14 protein-coding genes and 1 pseudogene are annotated in these 15798 nt (G+C 72.2%); 11 read left to right on the plus strand and 4 right to left on the minus strand.

All coding sequences use genetic code 11. The features are described 5' to 3' along the window. Positions 1-655: 655 nt before the first annotated feature. The gene (locus OV079_RS51500; RefSeq protein WP_267777961.1) at positions 656-1654 is read right to left on the minus strand and encodes a LysR family transcriptional regulator; all 999 of its coding nucleotides are present in this window, start codon (positions 1652-1654) and stop codon (positions 656-658) included. 78 nt (positions 1655-1732) lie between these two features. Here OV079_RS51500 and OV079_RS51505 point away from each other — a divergent pair, with 78 nt between their 5' ends. The 3 genes from OV079_RS51505 to OV079_RS51515 all read left to right on the plus strand — a co-directional run bounded on the left by OV079_RS51505 (position 1733) and on the right by OV079_RS51515 (position 3199). Further along, the gene (locus OV079_RS51505) at positions 1733-2020 is read left to right on the plus strand and encodes a hypothetical protein (protein ID WP_267777962.1); all 288 of its coding nucleotides are present in this window, start codon (positions 1733-1735) and stop codon (positions 2018-2020) included. A gap of 571 nt (positions 2021-2591) precedes the next feature. Beyond that, positions 2592-2885 (plus strand): hypothetical protein, encoded by a 294-nt coding sequence (locus OV079_RS51510; RefSeq protein WP_267777963.1) that lies wholly within the window; start codon positions 2592-2594, stop codon positions 2883-2885. Continuing rightward, on the plus strand, positions 2882-3199 hold the full coding sequence (locus tag OV079_RS51515) for a hypothetical protein (RefSeq protein WP_267777964.1): 318 nt from the start codon (positions 2882-2884) through the stop codon (positions 3197-3199). The genes OV079_RS51510 and OV079_RS51515 overlap by 4 nt, the downstream gene beginning before the upstream one ends. 34 nt (positions 3200-3233) lie before the next feature. Here the strand turns inward: OV079_RS51515 and OV079_RS51520 are convergent, their stop codons facing one another. Continuing rightward, entirely contained in the window at positions 3234-3392 is a 159-nt protein-coding gene (locus tag OV079_RS51520) for a hypothetical protein (protein ID WP_267777965.1), read from the minus strand. A 159-nt stretch (positions 3393-3551) separates the two neighbouring features. On the opposite strand from OV079_RS51520, the gene OV079_RS51525 reads away from it, so the two are divergent. The 6 genes and pseudogenes from OV079_RS51525 to OV079_RS51555 all read left to right on the plus strand — a co-directional run bounded on the left by OV079_RS51525 (position 3552) and on the right by OV079_RS51555 (position 8469). After that, on the plus strand, positions 3552-4154 hold the full coding sequence (locus tag OV079_RS51525; protein WP_267778840.1) for an ATP-binding cassette domain-containing protein: 603 nt from the start codon (positions 3552-3554) through the stop codon (positions 4152-4154). Positions 4155-4185: 31 nt separating this feature from the next. Continuing rightward, the gene (locus OV079_RS51530; protein WP_267777966.1) at positions 4186-4683 is read left to right on the plus strand and encodes an HlyD family secretion protein; all 498 of its coding nucleotides are present in this window, start codon (positions 4186-4188) and stop codon (positions 4681-4683) included. A 337-nt stretch (positions 4684-5020) separates the two neighbouring features. Further along, on the plus strand, positions 5021-5521 hold the full coding sequence (locus tag OV079_RS60145) for an HlyD family secretion protein (RefSeq protein WP_267777967.1): 501 nt from the start codon (positions 5021-5023) through the stop codon (positions 5519-5521). Continuing rightward, the gene (locus tag OV079_RS51540) at positions 5518-6873 is read left to right on the plus strand and encodes a TolC family protein (RefSeq protein ID WP_267777968.1); all 1356 of its coding nucleotides are present in this window, start codon (positions 5518-5520) and stop codon (positions 6871-6873) included. The genes OV079_RS60145 and OV079_RS51540 overlap by 4 nt, the downstream gene beginning before the upstream one ends. Before the next feature lie 252 nt (positions 6874-7125). After that, positions 7126-7763: pseudogene (locus tag OV079_RS51550) on the plus strand (peroxiredoxin). 358 nt (positions 7764-8121) lie between these two features. Then, positions 8122-8469 carry a thioredoxin family protein gene (locus OV079_RS51555; protein WP_267777971.1) on the plus strand — a complete coding sequence of 116 codons (348 nt, stop codon included), beginning with the start codon at positions 8122-8124 and terminating at the stop codon, positions 8467-8469. 517 nt (positions 8470-8986) lie between these two features. On the opposite strand, the gene OV079_RS60150 is transcribed toward OV079_RS51555, so the two are convergent. After that, positions 8987-9811, minus strand: coding sequence for an isochorismatase family protein (locus tag OV079_RS60150; protein ID WP_420829475.1), 825 nt, complete (start codon positions 9809-9811; stop codon positions 8987-8989). 363 nt (positions 9812-10174) lie between these two features. Between OV079_RS60150 and OV079_RS51560 the strand changes: the two genes are divergently transcribed. Further along, on the plus strand, positions 10175-10885 hold the full coding sequence (locus OV079_RS51560; RefSeq protein WP_267777973.1) for a GlxA family transcriptional regulator: 711 nt from the start codon (positions 10175-10177) through the stop codon (positions 10883-10885). Between the two features lie 1272 nt (positions 10886-12157). On the opposite strand, the gene OV079_RS51565 is transcribed toward OV079_RS51560, so the two are convergent. Continuing rightward, positions 12158-12646, minus strand: a complete 489-nt coding sequence (locus OV079_RS51565) for a hypothetical protein (RefSeq protein WP_267777975.1) — start codon at positions 12644-12646, stop codon at positions 12158-12160. 137 nt (positions 12647-12783) lie between these two features. Between OV079_RS51565 and OV079_RS56930 the strand changes: the two genes are divergently transcribed. Further along, the gene (locus tag OV079_RS56930; protein ID WP_267777976.1) at positions 12784-15714 is read left to right on the plus strand and encodes a GNAT family N-acetyltransferase; all 2931 of its coding nucleotides are present in this window, start codon (positions 12784-12786) and stop codon (positions 15712-15714) included. The last annotated feature ends 84 nt before the right edge of the window (positions 15715-15798 follow it).

Here is a 15798-nt window from a genome sequence, read left to right on the forward strand (position 1 = left end):
TCCGGCGGAAGGTCCGCCCAGGTCGGCGTCAGTGTCCTGGTTTGAAGCAGACGTCGACCCCGGGCCGCGCCGCGAACTGGGCGCACATCAAAGCCGACCGGTCGCCAGGTGTGCTCGGGCTCGCCGTAGATTGTTCGCAGTTGTTGCAGGGTGACGCCGACAGCCACGCCCTCTGCGGTCTTCGGGACGGGGCCGACGATCCGCAGGGAGGTGACGCGCATCTCGACCGGATTGATGTCGGCCACGACCTGCAGCTGGCCGTCCTGCTCGAGGGTCCAGGTCGCGCTCGTGCGGAAGGTGATCGGGCTGGGCTTGCCGTCCTGGACGAAGGACGCGCTGCCCTGCGGGCGATCGCCGCTAAAACCCAATGCGGGGAGCTCCTGGTCGCGCATGCCGAGGCGGACCGGGCCCACGCCGTGCTCGTCGATCTCGTGCGGTCCGCGGTCGCGCGCCGCGGGCGGCGGCGGAGAGGGCTGCGAGACCGCCGGGGTGGCGCAGGTGCCTGCGAGGCCGCGGGCGGCGCGACGGTCGACGGGCGCTCCTCGGCCGGAGCAGGGCCGTCGCAAGCGGCGGACAGGAGGAGCGCGGAGAGGGCGACGCGACGCATCGAGCCGCCCGAGCTTCGCCGATTTCGTGGCGGAAGCCGAGCAGGTCGTCACCCCGGCCAGCGGCCGGGTCGCGGCCCGGCGGGTCGTGCTTCGCCGATTGGCGCGGTGGGGTGAACGGTGCCAGCGATCGGCTCGACCGCTCCTTCACCCGTGATCGGTGAACAGATCGATGCGCGCAGCGTTGGAGATCGCCCGCACCCCGGGGTGTTTGATGCGGCGCTCGACGGAGATCGCAGTAGCGCTCGACGAGCCCCTCGGCGTCGCCGATCGGCTTGACGCGGTACTGCCGGGCGATCTCGCGGGCGACGACTTCGGGCCCCGAACGCGCCGGCGCCGGCCTGGCCGAAGACCTTGAGCAGCGCGCTGTCGTCGAACTCGCCGACGATGCGCGGGCGAATGGCGAGCTGGTCGAACCATCGATCGAGGTCGCGGCGCAGCGCCGCGGTCGCGGTCGGCAGGAACGGCGCGCCGTCGAGGCTCGCCGGGAAACCGGGTTGCAGGCGACCGGCGAGCGTCGGGGCGGCGAAGATCGTCACCTTGCTGTGGCCGAGCGGGTGGTTGAACGCCTTGATCGAACTGCCCGCCGGCAGCGGTTCGTCGGACACCACGAGGTCGAGCTCGTGGCTGGCGAGCTGGGGGAGGAGTCGTTCGAGGCGGTCCTCCTCGCAGTGGATCTGCACCCCTTCCGGGAGCTGCAGCGCCGGTTCGATCAGGCGGTAGGCGATCATCTTCTGCACGGTATCGGTCAGTCCGAGCGCGAGCCGGACGCTGCGGCCGGCGGACCCGTGCTGCAACACGTCGACCATCTCGCGCCCGAGGCCGAAGATCTCGTCGGCGTAGCGGAACGCGGTCTGCCCGGCCTCGGTCAGCTGCATCCGCCGGCGGCTGCGGTCGAACAGCGGCTGCCCGAGCTGCTCCTCGAGCTGCCGGAGCTGGGTCGAGATCGACGACTGCGAGAGCCGCAGCCTGCGGCTCGCCGCAGCTACTCCGCCCTCGCGCGCCACCGTCCAGAAGTACAGGAGGTGGTGATAATTGAGCCAGGCCACCGTTCGATTTTATCAAAGTCGGACAACGATTTTATCGGATTGCCGGAACCGAGGGCCGCGCGCAAACCCAGGGTAGGAATGCAGGTGGTCGTCCATTTCCCCGCCGATGGCGGGCCGCCCGGGCGGGCGCTCCGGCGGCTGTTGTGCGTGCTCGGACGTTTTGCCTCAGAAGTGCTGACGGCCGACTTGCGGGCCACCGCGACCGCGAGCGGGCGGGTGATGCTCACGGCGCGAGTGACGTTCGCCGGGGGCGGCGGCCTGGCGCTGCAGGCCGAGGAAGCGTCGAGCGTGGCCGCGATGGAGCACTTCGTCGATCGGCTGGGACGGGCGGTCGCCCGGCGGCTGGCGCCCCAGGAGCGGCGATGACGCCAGCGGAGGACCCGCCGGCGAAGGGCGGCGACCTGCTGCGCGTGCTCGAGCTGCTCGCCGAGCGGACCGGGGCGTCGTTCGATCCGCAGCGGGCCTGGAGGGCGCTGGCGGACGCGTCGCGCGGGGCCCGGGGCGAGGGGGCATGGGTCGACGTGCTGGTCGGCGCGGCCGCGGGCATCGGCCTGCACGTGCAGCCGACCTGGCTCGGCCTCGCCGAGCTGCGCGCGGCTCGGCCCCGAGACCCCGGCGCTGGCGCGGCTCGGCGGCACGGCCGGGGGCGGGCGCTGGCTGCTGGCGACCGGAACGACGCGCGGGCGGCTCGCCGGGGTGGTGCTCGACCGCGGAGACGAGCGCCCGGTCGAGCTGCGCGAGCGCCCGCTGCTGCACGCGCTCGGGGTCGCCGATGGCGACGTGCCGGCGCTGTGGCTGTTCGTCGAGCCGGAGCTGCCCTTCGATGGGCTGCACGCGCGCCGACTCCTTCTCGTGATCCGGGCAGCAGGCGCTGGCCCGCCTGCGCGCGCTGATCCGGCTCGAGCGCGACGAGCTATGGGTGTTGTTCCTCTATGCCGTGGCGATCGGGGCGTTGACGCTGGCCTCTCCGATCGCCGTGCAGGCGCTGGTCAACACCGTCGCTTTCGGGGCGCTGACCCAGCCGCTGTTCGTGCTGACCGTGCTGCTGATGGCCGGCCTGTCGTTCGCCGGCGCGCTCAGGGCGTTGGCCGCGTTCGTGGTCGAGCTTCTGCAGCAACGGCTGTTCGTCCGCGCCGTCGCCGACATCGCGCGCCGGCTACCGCGCGTCGATCTCGGCGCGCAGCCGGCCGACCGGGGCCCGAGCTGGTCAACCGCTTCTTCGACGTCGTGATGATCCAGAAGGCCGCCGCGGCCCTGCTCCTCGACGGGGTCTCGGTCGCGCTTCAGGCGGCCGTCGGCATGGTGCTGCTGGCGTTTTACCACCCGCTGCTGCTGGCGTTCGACCTCTTCCTGCTGCTCGCCCTCGCGGCGCTGATCGTGCTGCCGCTGCGGGCGGCGATCGGCACCAGCCTCAAGGAGTCGTCCAGCAAGTACGCGGCCGTCGCATGGCTCGAGGAGGTCGCGCGGAACCCGCGCTGTTCAAGTCGGAGTCGGCGATGCGGCACGCGGTCGCGCGGGCCGAGGTGTTGTCGCGCAGCTACCTGATCGCGCGCCGTACTCACTGGTCGAGGCTGCTGACTCAGCTCGTCGGCGGACTCGGGATGCAGGTCGTCGCCGGCGGCGCGCTCCTCGGGGTCGGCGGGTTGTTGGTGCTCGAACGCCAGCTCACCCTCGGCCAGTTGGTCGCCGCCGAACTGGTCGTCACCGCGGTGTCGGCCAGCTTCGCCAAGCTCGGCAAGCACCTCGAGACCTTCTACGACCTGCTCGCCGGCGTCACTCAAGCTCGGCAAGCTGGTCGACATGCCGCTCGAGGCGTCCGGCGGCGTGCGCGAGTTCGGGGCGGCCCTGCGCGTCTCGGTGCCGACGGGTCGAGCTCTCGCTCGGTGGTCGGCCGGCCCTGTCCGGGCTCGACGTCGACATCGCCGCCGGCGAGCACGTGCTGCTCCGGGGCGACAGCGGCGCCGGCAAGAGCGCCTTGCTCGATCTCTGCTTCGGTCTGCGCGCGCCGGACCGCGGACAGGTGGAGATCGACGGGATCGACCTGCGCACCGCCGACCTCCCGGCGCTGCGCGAGCAGGTCGCGCTCTTGCGCCCGGGCGACCTCTTCCGCGCGACGATCCGCGACAACTTGCAGGTCGGGGCGCCGGACGCGTCGCTCGCCGCCCTTCGGGTCGCGCTGAGCTTGCTCGACCTCGATGATGTGATCGCCTCGCTGCCGCTCGGCGACGAGACCGAGCTGGCGCCGACGGGCGCCCCGCTGTCGGAGACGCAGGCGCGGCGGCTGGTGGTCGCGCGGGCATTGGTCGTGCAGCCCCGGCTGATGCTCGTCGACGGCGCGCTCGACCGCCTCCAGCTGCCGCCCGCCAAACTCGAAGCGCTGCTCGATCACCTGTTCGCGTACGACGCCCCGTGGACGCTGCTGGTCGTCAGCGACGACCCGGCCGTGCGCGCCCGCTGCACCCGCACGATCGACCTCGGCCCGGGCTCTGCCTCGCCGTGAAGACCCCCATGCACTCGGATTCCACCCTCGCATGATCCTCGCAGAGGCGAGCGCGCTGCGGCTGACGCGTCCGACGCGGACTCCCAGGGCGGTCGCGCGACGGCTGGTGCTCACGGCGGTCGCCATGCTGCTCCTGCTGGTCTTCGCGCCGTGGCAACAGTCGATCCTGGGCCGCGGCCGCGTGATCGCCCATGCGCCGCTCGACCGCACGCAGGCGATCGAGGCGCCGATCGACGGCCGCGTGGTCGGCTGGATGGTCGAGGAAGGCAGTCATGTCGCGGCAGGCGAGCCGATCGCCCGGCTCGCCGACAACGACCCGGAGCTCCTGGCGCGGCTGGAGCGCGAGCGGGGAGCGGCGCGCGAGCGCGTCGACGCGGCGCGGCGGGCGATCGACCTCAGCCAGCAGCGGATCGACGGTCTCGCGCTGGCGCGGCAGTCGGCGGTCGACGGCGCCCGCATGCGCGCCGGCATGGCGGTCGATCGCGAGCTCGCCGCACAACAGGCCGTCGACGCCGCGCAGGCGAGCTGACCGCGGCGACCCTCAACCTCGAGCGCACGCAGAAGTTGACCGCCGATGGTCTGGCGTCGCGCCGCTCGCTCGAGCTCGCCGAGCTCGGCGAACAGACGGCGCGAGCCGACCTGCTGCGCGCCAAGGCGGCCCTGGCCGCCGCGCGCCGCGAGGTCAAGGCGATGCGCGCCGAGGTCGTGCGCGTCGAGAGCGATCAGGGCGCCGGGGTCGACGCCGCCGGCATCGCGCTCGAGTCGGCGCGCGCCGAGCAGGCGCGCGCCGAGCAGGAGCTCGCGCGCATCGAGGTCCGCCTGGCCCGCCAGGGCGCGATGACAGTGACTGCCCCGCGGACGGCACGGTGCTGCGGCTGGTCGCGCGCGAGGGCGGCGAGATGGTCAAGGCCGGCGATCCGCTGGCGATGTTCGTGCCCGAGACCGACGCCCGCGCGGTCGAGCTGTGGCTCGACGGGCTCGACGCGCCGCTCGTCACGCCTGGTCGAAAGGTCAGGTTGCAGTTCGAGGGCTGGCCGGCGGTGCAGTTCGTCGGCTGGCCGTCGGTCGCGGTCGGCACGTTCGGCGGGGTGGTCGCGTTCGTCGACGCGACCGACGACGGGCACGGCAAGTTCCGGGTCGTCGTCCTGCCCGACCTCGACCTCGGACCCGAGGAGCACTGGCCGCCGGCTCAGTACCTGCGCCAGGGCGTGCGCGCGAACGGGTGGATCCTGCTCGACGAGGTCCGCCTCGGCTACGAGCTGTGGCGCCAGTTCAACGGCTTCCCGCCGGCGCTGTCGGCAGCGCCGGTCGCCGACGCCGCGCCGGCCGGCAAGCACGACGTGAAAGACGAGGAGGACGAGCCATGATCACCCGCCTGATCGCGCTGGTGGTCGCGCTCGCGTGCCTGTTCGGGCCTGTGCGGTCGAGCATGGCGCGAGATGCCGCCGGCGCGCACGACGTGTTGACCCTGCGCCAGGTGCTCGACGCCGTCGCCGCCGCACACCCGCAGCTCGAGGCGGCGCGCGAGCGCGTGCGCGGAGCGGAGGGCGACGCGCTCGCGGCTCGCGGCGGCTTCGACCCGCAGCTGCGCGTGCGGGGCAGTACGCGCCGATCGGGGCGTTCGCCAACGGCCGCCTCGACGTCGAGCTGCGCCAGCCGACCCCCTCTGGGGTCTGCAGGTGTACGGCGGCTGGCGGCTCGGACTCGGCGATTTCGCCGTCTACGATCTGCGGGCCAAGACCGCCTCGGGCGGGAGGTGCGGGCGGGCGTGTCGCTGCCGTTGTGGCAGGGCGGACCTATCGACCGCAGGCGCGCCGATCTGCAGGTGACCGACCTCGGGCGCCGCGCGGCCGAGGCCGACGTCGACGTCCGACTGCTCGAGCTCGAGCGCGGCCGCCCGCGCGTACTGGGCATGGGTCGGCGCCGGGCTGCGGCTCGCGGTGCAGCAGCGCCTGCTCGCGCTCGCCGAAGACCGCGACGCTGCGCTGCGGCGGCAAGTCGCCGCCGGCAACACCCCGAGGTCGAGGGCCTCGAGAACCGCCGCGCGATCCTCGAGCGCAAGGGTCGGCTCGTCGCCGCCGAGCGGGCGCTCGAGCAGGCGGCGCTCGAGCTCGCCCGCCACCTGCGCGACGACGGCGGCGAGATCGTCGTGCCGATGGCGGATCGGCTGCCGCCGGCGTTCCCCGAGCCTCCCGCCGCCGACCCGCTCGAGGCTGCCTTGAGCGACGCGCTGGCGCGCCGGCCCGAGCTGCGGCGGGTCTTGTTGCAGCGGGACGCGGCGCAGGTCGAGGCGCGTCTGGCCCGCAACAACCTGTCGCCGCGGATCGACATCGACGCGTACGTCGCCAAGGACCTCGGCCTGGTCGCGCCGGAGTACCGGTACCTACTGCCGGCCGAGTTCGTCGCCGGGATCTCGATCGAGCTGCCGCTGCCGTTGCGAGCCGCCCGTGGCAAACTTCGCCGGGCCAGGGCCGACCACGCGCGCCTCGACGCCGAGCTCCGCTGGATGACCGACGTCGTCGCCATCGAGCTGCGCGACGCCCACTCGGCGCTGGTCGCCGCGCACGCGCGTCACTCGCGCGAGAGCAGCTGCAGGTCGCCCATGCGCTCGAGCAGGCCGAGCGGCGGCGCTTCGACCTCGGCGACAGCACGCTCCTGTTCGTCAACCTGCGGGAGCAGGCGGCCGCCGACGCGGCCGCGCAGGAGCTCGACGCGCTGACCGACTATCACCGCGCCGCCGCCGACCTCCGCGTCGCCGCCGGCCGACCTCCTTGAGGACCGGAGCCCCGCCACGTCGTTCGAGGCGCCGGAGGCAGGCTCCGTAAAGGGAGAAATTCAAGGACCTCCGGCGGACGCGAGGCCCGCCCCGCGAGCGCGACTCGCAGCGCGCCGGGGCGATCGGATCGGCGCGGCTTGACAGGGTGTCTAGTTTGACGAAGTCTATGCGCAGCATAGTGAACGGAGAGACACCATGACGCTTCGTCTCGGCGACACTGCCCCGAATTTCCAGGCGGACACCACCCACGGCCCGATCGACTTCTACCAGTGGAAGGGCGACATGGGCCATCCTGTTCTCGCACCCGAGACTTCACGCCGGTGTGCACGACCGAGCTCGGCTACACCGCGAAGCTGAAGCCCGAGTTCGAGCGCCGCGGCGTGAAGGTCCTCGGCCTGTCGGTCGACCCGGTCGAGTCCCACCACCGCTGGGAGAAGGACATCGAGGAGACGCAGGGCACCGCGGTCAACTTCCCCGTGATCGGCGACGCCGACCGCAAGGTCAGCGAGCTGTACGGACTCATCCACCCCAACGCGAGCGACACGCTGACCGTGCGCTCGGTGTACGTGATCGGCCCCGACAACAAGGTCAAGCTGTCGATCACCTACCCGGCGTCGACGGGCCGCAACTTCGACGAGATCTTGCGCGTCATCGATTCGCTGCAGCTGACCTCGCAGCACAAGGTGGCGACGCCGGTGAACTGGCGCGACGGCCAGGACGTGATCATCGTGCCGTCGGTCAGCGACGACGAGGCGCGCGAGCGGTTCCCGGACGGCTGGAAGACGGTGAAGCCGTACCTGCGCCTGGTGCCGCAGCCGGGCAGCAAGGGCTGAACCACGAGCTCCATGCACGGCGCGCCCGCGGACGTCGCTGCAGGCGAGGTCCGCGGACGCGGCGTGCATCGAGCGACTCCGTGAGCGATGCTTGCGACGAGGACGGCCGCCGCGCGCTGATTCGCGGCAATGATCTGTCTTTGAGCCAGGCGGGCCAGCAATGATGGGCCCGCCGCGTCTGTTGCGCTGGCGAGCCGCGGGCGGGCGAGATGGGCTCGTCCGACCCGCTGCAATGTCAAGGGGCGGCAGCGCGGCCAAAGCATGCGGCGACCTCTCGCTCTCGCGGTCGATGCGCACTGGTGTCGCGCGCCGGCGAGGCCACCCTCCGGCAGGAACGACCTTTTTAAAAGAAATAAAGATGTCATTCGCGCCCGAGTACCTCGATCCCGATCATGCGCCCACGCGCGAGCAGCTGGACCAGCGGAAGGGCCTCGTGCTCGTCGAGTTCGGCACCGCCTGGTGCGGCTACTGCCAGGCCGCCGCGCCCGGCGTGAAGGCCTTGCTGGCGCGGCACCCCGAGGTCGAACACGTGAAGGTCGAAGACGGTCCGGGGCGGGCGCTGGGGCGCTCGTTCCGGGTCAAGCTGTGGCCGAACTTCGTGTGGATGCGCGACGGTGCGGTGGTCCGCCAGTTGGCGCGACCCTCCAGGACCGAGCTCGACGCCTCGCTTCCCGAGCGGGTCGAGCCGGCGCCGCCTCGCTCCTGATGATACGGCCACGCAGCGCTCGATCCTCGTGAACACCCGAGCGACGCGCTCGCGCCCGCCTCCGCGACAGCCAGAGCGCCGCAGCCGGGGAGCTGGCGGTCGACCGGTCATCGGCGATCGCGGGTATGGTGGTCTTCGCCTATCCGGGTACTGACAATGGTGACGCGGGTGACCGTCCGCCTCGACGAGGTCGATGGCTCCGGAGTTTGCGACGAGCACCGGCGAATCGGGCCGCGAACCGACGCGCGCGGGTGCTGCGAATCAACGGCGCGGCCTCCGATTCCCCGCGACGACCGCGGCTCGCTGGCAGCGACACCGGCGACGAACCACGCAGCGCGAGCACGCCGTCGCCCTGCTGCTGCGCTCCTCCGAGGAGGGCTCTGCATCGGCGGCATTCTTCGCGGGGTCCTCGATCGGCGGACGCGATCCTCGTCGTGGCGACGCGCGAGGACGTGTCGAAGACGTCGTCTGCGATTGCTGTTCTCGCTCGAGCGGTGGCGACGCTGCGGCGGCGGCATCACCGCCGGCGAAAAATGCCAGGAAACGTTGTACAGTCCGGCCGTGACCCCCGTTGAGCAGGTCGCCAGCAGTTCCAGGACGCCCTCGCAGACATGGAGACGGGCGCCGTCCTCGAGCGCTTGGCAGCAGCTTCCCTCTCTCGCTGCGGGAGCTCGGCGAGCTCCTCCAGAGTCCGATGGCCCGCTCCGTCGCGAGCGTGCCGGCGCGCGAGCTTCGGGCTCGCCCGCGAAGCCGCGGGCGAAGGCGTGACCGAGCGCCGCGGGCGGCTCGCGGGGCGCTCAGCGCTCGGCCAGGAATTCGTCGGTGGCGACGAGGGTCGCGTAGGCGAAGCCGAGGGCGGACATGAAGGCGGCGTGGACGTGGGCCGCCGGACGCGGACCCCGCCGAACTCGAGGTCACGCGAGGCGCATGCGTCGTGGATCAGGGTCACGGCGTAGCCGTGGTCGGCCGCGGCGCGCGTGGCGGCGTCGATGCACATGTGACTCATGGCGCCGGCGATGACGAGCTCGCGGACGTCGTGACGGTCGAGGATCTCCTTGAGGTGGGTGTCCCGGAGGGTTGATCTGGTGCTTGAGCACGACCTCCTCGCCGGGCACCAGATGGACGGAGGGTGAACCTGGCGCCGTCGGTGTTGGGGACGAAGAGGGGGCGCCCGGGGCGGGGTTCTCGTGGCGGACGTGGACGACGAGGTCGCCGGCGCTGCGAGCCGCGGCGAGGAGGCGCGCGCGTTCGCGGCGGCCACGTCGATGCCGACGAGGGTCCACTTGCCGCCGGGGAAGTAGTCGTTCTGGAGGTCGATGACGATCAGGGCGCGTCGAGGCATGGCGTGAGGCTAGGGGCCGCGTCCCGGGTCCACGAGCGGCAAGTGACTTTCTTCGTGGCCAAGTCTGACACATGCCTGCCAGGCCGGAGTCGCAGCGCGTCGCCATCCTCGTGTACCCGGGCGCCCAGCTGTCGGCGGTGTACGGGCTGAGCGATCTATTCGAGGTGGCGAACCGCTTCGCCGCGGAGCGCCCGGGCGCCCGCGTCGAGGCCGAGGTCGTGCTCTGGCGCCCGGAGGAGGGGCCGCCGCCGGCGCCGCCGCTCGCGGTCGTCATCGTCCCGCCGAGCCTGGCGGCCCACGCCGGGCGCGAGCGCGGGCTCGACCTCGGCCTGGCTGGCCGCTCGCCACGGCGAGGGGACGCTGGTGTGCTCGGTGTGCGCGGGGGCGTTCTTGCTGGCGGAGGCGGGGCTGCTGGCGGAGCGGGTGGCGACGACCACTGGGCCCTCGCCGGGCAGTTCGCGGCGCGCTTCCCGGATCGCGCTCGCCACGGACCGGCTGCTGGTCGAGGACGGCGACGTGATCACCGCCGGCGGACTGATGGCGTGGACCGACCTCGGGCTGAAGCTGGTCGAGCGCCTGTTCGGCCCGGCGATCATGCTGACGGTCGCGCGTTACTTCCTGGTGGATCCGGGCGGCCGCGAGCAGCGCTTCTACAGCGTGTTCTCGCCGGAGCTGGGCCACGGCGACGCGGCCATCCGCAAGGTCCAGCGCTGGCTGCAGGCCCGCAGCGCCGAGACGATCGCGCTGCCGGCGATGGCGGCCTGCGCGGGGCTCGGCGAGCGCACGTTCCTGCGCCGCTTCGTCAAGGCGACGGGGCTGCGACCGGCGCAGTACCTGCAACACCTCCGCGTCGGCAAGGCCCGCGACCTGCTGGAGCGCCTCGACCTGTCGATCGCGGAGGTGGCATGGAAGGTCGGCTACGGCGATCCCGGGGCGTTTCGCAAGATCTTCCAGCGGATCCTCGGCCTGTCGCCCGGCGAGTATCGCCGCCGCTTCGCGGTCGCGTCCGCCGGAGGGCTTGAGCGGATTTTCTGCTGCCGCCGGAATCGATCGTCGCCGGGCCCGGGCCGATGATCCATGCTGTCCCATCGGACATGCCCCGAGTGCCAGGCGCGTCACGCCCCCACGCGACCGGATTTGACACACGGGCCCGGGACGCGGCGCGCACGAGCACACGGGCTGGCCTCGACCGGTCGCATGCGCTACCTTGACGCCCGCATGCGGTCTGCCGGCTTCGGGGCCCTCACCGGTGTCTCTCGTGCCTGGCGGGCGCCTGCATCCCCGTCGAGCCCGAATGGGTGGTCACCGACCCTCGCTTCCGCGGCGTCAAGGCCGAGGTCGTCGAGCCCGGCGGCTATGCGTCGCTGCTCCACGTCCCCGAGGAAGCGCCGCGCGACCCTGCTGCCGCTCGACACCGTCGAGTTCACCTGGCACGTCACCGCCCCGGAGGGCGAGCCTGCCGCCGATCTGGCTCGTCTGCAGCAACAATTGCATCGACTACGGCGTCAGCAACACCATCTCCCACCTCGACTTCGTGGGGCTGAAAGACTGCCCCGTGCCGCTCCCGCTGTCGCCCCCCGAGACCTGTCGTCTCGGCGAGGGCTGGCAGCTCGCGCCGGGCTGGCGGGGACTTTCTCCGCCGGCGGTGACATCCCGTACCTCCTCCCGCTCATCGTCATCGGCAGCCGGCAGCCCGACCTCGCGCCCGCGACTTGCCTCGAACGCCTGAGCACGCGGCCGATCTCGCAGGCGAATCGTGCCTGTTCAGCAGGACGCACGTGTACTTCGGCCCGAGCTGGGCCGCCCTCCCGTTCGGCGACATGTCCGCGCTCGCGCAGTTCCGCGAGCAGGAGGTCGACACCAACCTGGATCAGCGCGTTCGCCGTCACCCGCGAGCGCAGCGGTGCGCGCATCGAGCTCGTGGCCGACCCGGGCGCCGACGTCCCCGTGCGCCGCGGCGAGCGATCACCGTCGAGCCGATCTTCGCCGCCGGCTCCGCGCAATCGTATTACGTCATGACGAACGGCGAGGAGGAAGCCCGGGACGGGCGAGCCGTCGCTGCAGACCGAGTCGCTCCAGTGGCGCGGCTGGTTCAGCGCCCCGATCGACGGTTACGAGCCAAACGGCGGCGCCTGGCGCACCGAGCTGCAGTGGACCGTCCCGCACGACGTCGTGCCGACCACGCTTTATGTGGATGTCAAGGATGGGCGTGGCGGCGTCGCCTTCGCCGAGCTGCGCTTCGTCCCCGACGGCTCCGAGCCATGAACTCCGGCCTCCTCGCCACCTCGCCGTGACCGCCGCGTTCGCGGCCGCCGCCAGGCGGCCCGCTCGCGCCGTCGTCCGGGGTCAGCTGCGCAGCGCCGGCGAGCGCGCCCCGTCGCCGGCGCGCGCGTCATCGCCAGCGCTCGCCGCGGCCTGCAGTGGCAGCGTTCGGCCGTTCTCCGGCCCGACGGTCGGTTCGTCCTGGAGGACCTTCCCAGCCAGGACTTCGACCTCGTCATCGTCGCTGCCGGTCACCAGCGCTTCGAGCAGCCGACCCGGCGAGCTTGGCGCCGCCGCAAGCCGCCGGTGATCACCTTCAACCCGCCGGCACCGGCGGCTATCGCACGATCGTCCAGCAAGGCGGGTCACCCGGCCGAGCGCGACCAGCACGCGCCTCTCGCCCGAGGAGATCGGCAACCTCCCCGGCAGCCAGGGCGACCCTTGCGCGCCCTGCAAAATCTCCCCGGCGTGGCCCGCGTCCCCGGCGGCCTCGGTCTGCTCATTCTCCGCGGCGCCGCCCCCAATCAATCGCAAGTCTTCTTCGGCGAGCACCCGCTGCCGCGCGCCTTCCACGTCCCCGGCCTCGCCAGCGTCGTCCAGCCCGGCGTCCTCCAGGGCCTCGAATACGTGCCTGGCAACTCTCCGCCCACTACGGAAACGCGGTCGGCGGCATCGTCCACCTGACCCCGCGCGTCGGCCGGCGCGACGGGGTGCACGGCCACGCCAAGCTCGACATCACCTCGGCCGGCGCCCTCGTCGAGGGGCCGTTCGGCAAGGGCGGCTCGGTGCTGCTGGCCGCTCAGCGCGGCTACCTCGACCTCGCGCTCCGGGCATTGCCGAGGACGTCATCGGCGGTTTCCTCGCTCCGCGCTACCATGATTACCAGTTCATCGTCGACCACCCGGCGGGCCGGCGGCGGCATCACCGCCCGCCTGCTCGGCGCCCAGGACACCTTCAACGTCCGGACCTCGAGGGCGGTTCTTCCTGACGATGCAGAACAGCTTCCACCGCGTCGACCTCGCCTATCGCAAGCGCGTCGGCCGCTGGGACTTCCTGCTCGCGCCGGCCGTGCGCCTCGATCCACCCTCTACGAGAGCGGCTCGCATCACCGCCGCGGCGACGTCGTCGGCCTCCTGCGCGCCGAAGCCAGCGTGCGCCCGGTGAAGCCGCTCCACGTCACCCTCGGCCTCGACACCCAGCTCGATCGCTACACCACGCGTCTCCAATATTTCCCGTACATGCAGCCGCCGGTCGACGAGTCCGGCCGCGGCCTCTTGACGACCACCGGCCTTTACCTGTCCTCGCAGCTCGACGTCGGCCGCTTCGCGGTCGTCGCCGCGCGCCTCAACGCCTTCACCGGCGCCGAGAACCACGCGTTCGCGTTCGACCCGCGCGTGCTGCTGCGCTACACGCCGCACCCGCGCGTGCGCATCCAGCTGGCCGCCGGCCTCTACTCGCAGCCGAGCCTGAACCGCTCCCTGATCTCCGCTGGCCTGGTGTCGAGCTGGGAGGGCACCCCGACCAGCAGCTTTTTGTACTCGGGGCTCATCCTCCCCGGGGCGACCCGGTTCCTCGATCCGCAGCTCGAGTTCGCGCCGACCGGCCGCCTCGGCGCCATGCGAGCCACCCAGTACAGCGCCAACCTCCACCTCGACCTCACCGATTCGCTCGACCTCGAGGCGACCGTCTTCTATCGCCAGATCCGCGACAACCTCCGCCCCCTTCGTACGACCCTGCGGCGGAGGACCCCGCCAACCTCCGTGACCGGGCCTCAAGTGTTCGCCAGCGGCTCGGCCACCCACGGCGTCGAGGTCATGCTGCGCCACGACCTCACCGCGCGGCTCTACGGCTGGCTGGCGTACACGTGGATGCATTCGACCGCCAGCACTACCTTCGCCGCTCGCGTCGATCGCACCCCGGCCGACTTCGATCAGCGGCACAACCTCGTCATGCTCGTCGGCTACAAGCTCCCGCGCCGCTGGTCGATCGCCGCTCGCTTCCGCCTCGTCACCGGGCTGCCCTACACTCCGTTCGTCGGCGGCGTGGAGGAGCAGAGGGCTCCGTGGTGCCCCTCACGGGCGCGACCAACAGCGCGCATGCCCTACGTGTTCCACCAGCTCGACCTGCGGGTCGATCGCACGTGGATCTTGCACCGCTGCATCGTCTCCGCCTACCTCGACGTGATGAACGTCTACAACCGCCAGAACGCCGAGGGGGTGCTCTACTCGGCCACCTACGCCAGCACGCGCGCGGTCGTCGGTCTGCCGATCTTGCCGGTCCTCGGCCTGAAGATCGGCTTGATCGTCCGCGGCGCGCCGCGAGGCTGGGCTATGTTCCTCGCGCCGGCCATGAACATTCGCCTCTACACTCCCGCCGACCGCGAGGCGTGCCTCGAGCTCCTCCGCAGCAACACCCCCGAGCACTTCTCGCTCGCCGAGGAGGCCGATCTGGCGCGCTTCCTCGACGCGCTCCCGGGGCCCTACTTCGTGGTCGAGGACGGCGGGCGAATCATCGCATCCGGCGGGATCGCGGGCGAGCGCGACGGGATCACGGCGACTTTGTGCTGGGGCATGGTCGACGCGAGCCGCCAGCGCGCCGGGGTCGGCTCGAAGCTGCTGATCCATCGCGTCGAGACGTTCCTGGCCGAGCGTCCGCAGATCCGTCAGCTCCAGACGCACACCTCGCAGAAGGTGCAGGGCTTCTACGCGAAGCACGGGTTTCGCGTGGTCGAGGTCAGGCCTCACGGATTCGGGCCGGACCTCGATCACGTGCACATGATGCGCGACAGGACGTCCGCCGGCGATCCGAAAATTCCTGAACTCATGCGCGTCGCGAGCCACGGAACGCGGGCACCACGGCGAATCATGGCCACCGGGCCCCAAATCGGGGGACGACGGACGTCGAGCTCGCTCGACTGCCATGATTGCGCCGCGGGCGGAATGAACACCTCGCGGCCGCATACGACCCGACGGTTGCCGGCACGGGGGCGGCTGTGCCGCCCGCGGCGGATGATCATAAACCTGTCTCTTCGGACATGTAGCCGGAGCGCTGCGCCCACCGGCCGAGCGCGTGCGTCTGCTTGCGCGAGCGCCAGCCTCGCTGGGCGCCGGTGTCTCGCAGGCGCTCGCGCAGCAGGGCGCGGGCGGGGGCTCCCGCGCACACCAGGGCGCAGGCGATCGCGTCGTGGGCGTGGTACGGCCGACCGCGGGCGAAGGCGTCCCGGGCCGCCTGGAGCACCACGTCGGCCGGGTAGTCCCCGGCGGCGGCCAGGAGCAGCCGCGCCAGCTTGCTCGTGCGCGAGGGGAACAGGCCGTGAGCGACCGTATCGCCGGGGCGCCCGAGCGCGAGCGGGCGGAGTCGGGCGCGCCACCTGTCGTCGAGCAGGTACAGCGGGCGCACCGGGAGAAACGGGCCGGCGAGGAGCTCGCACAGGGCCTGCGCAGGGTCGTCGCCGCCGAGGCGCGCGACGAGGGCTCGCGCGAGGTTCGGGCCGGCCGCGGCAGCGGCGAGCAAGCACTGCGTCGCCGGGACCAGCTTCAGCAGCGCGGGCCACGGCCCGCTCGGGTCGATCTCGAGGACGACGTAGTCGGCGTCGCGCGGGCGCAGCGTGGCGAGCCTGGCGAGCGCCGCGATGCCCGTGAACCGCGGGAGCCTGGCGCGCCGAGCCTCGAAGGACATTGATTGCAATGTAGCGGCCGCCGGCCGGGAGGTCGAGGCCGCGAGGT

Origin of the sequence: Nannocystis pusilla, assembly GCF_026626665.1 — a bacterium.
GTDB lineage: Bacteria > Myxococcota_A > Polyangia > Nannocystales > Nannocystaceae > Nannocystis > Nannocystis pusilla.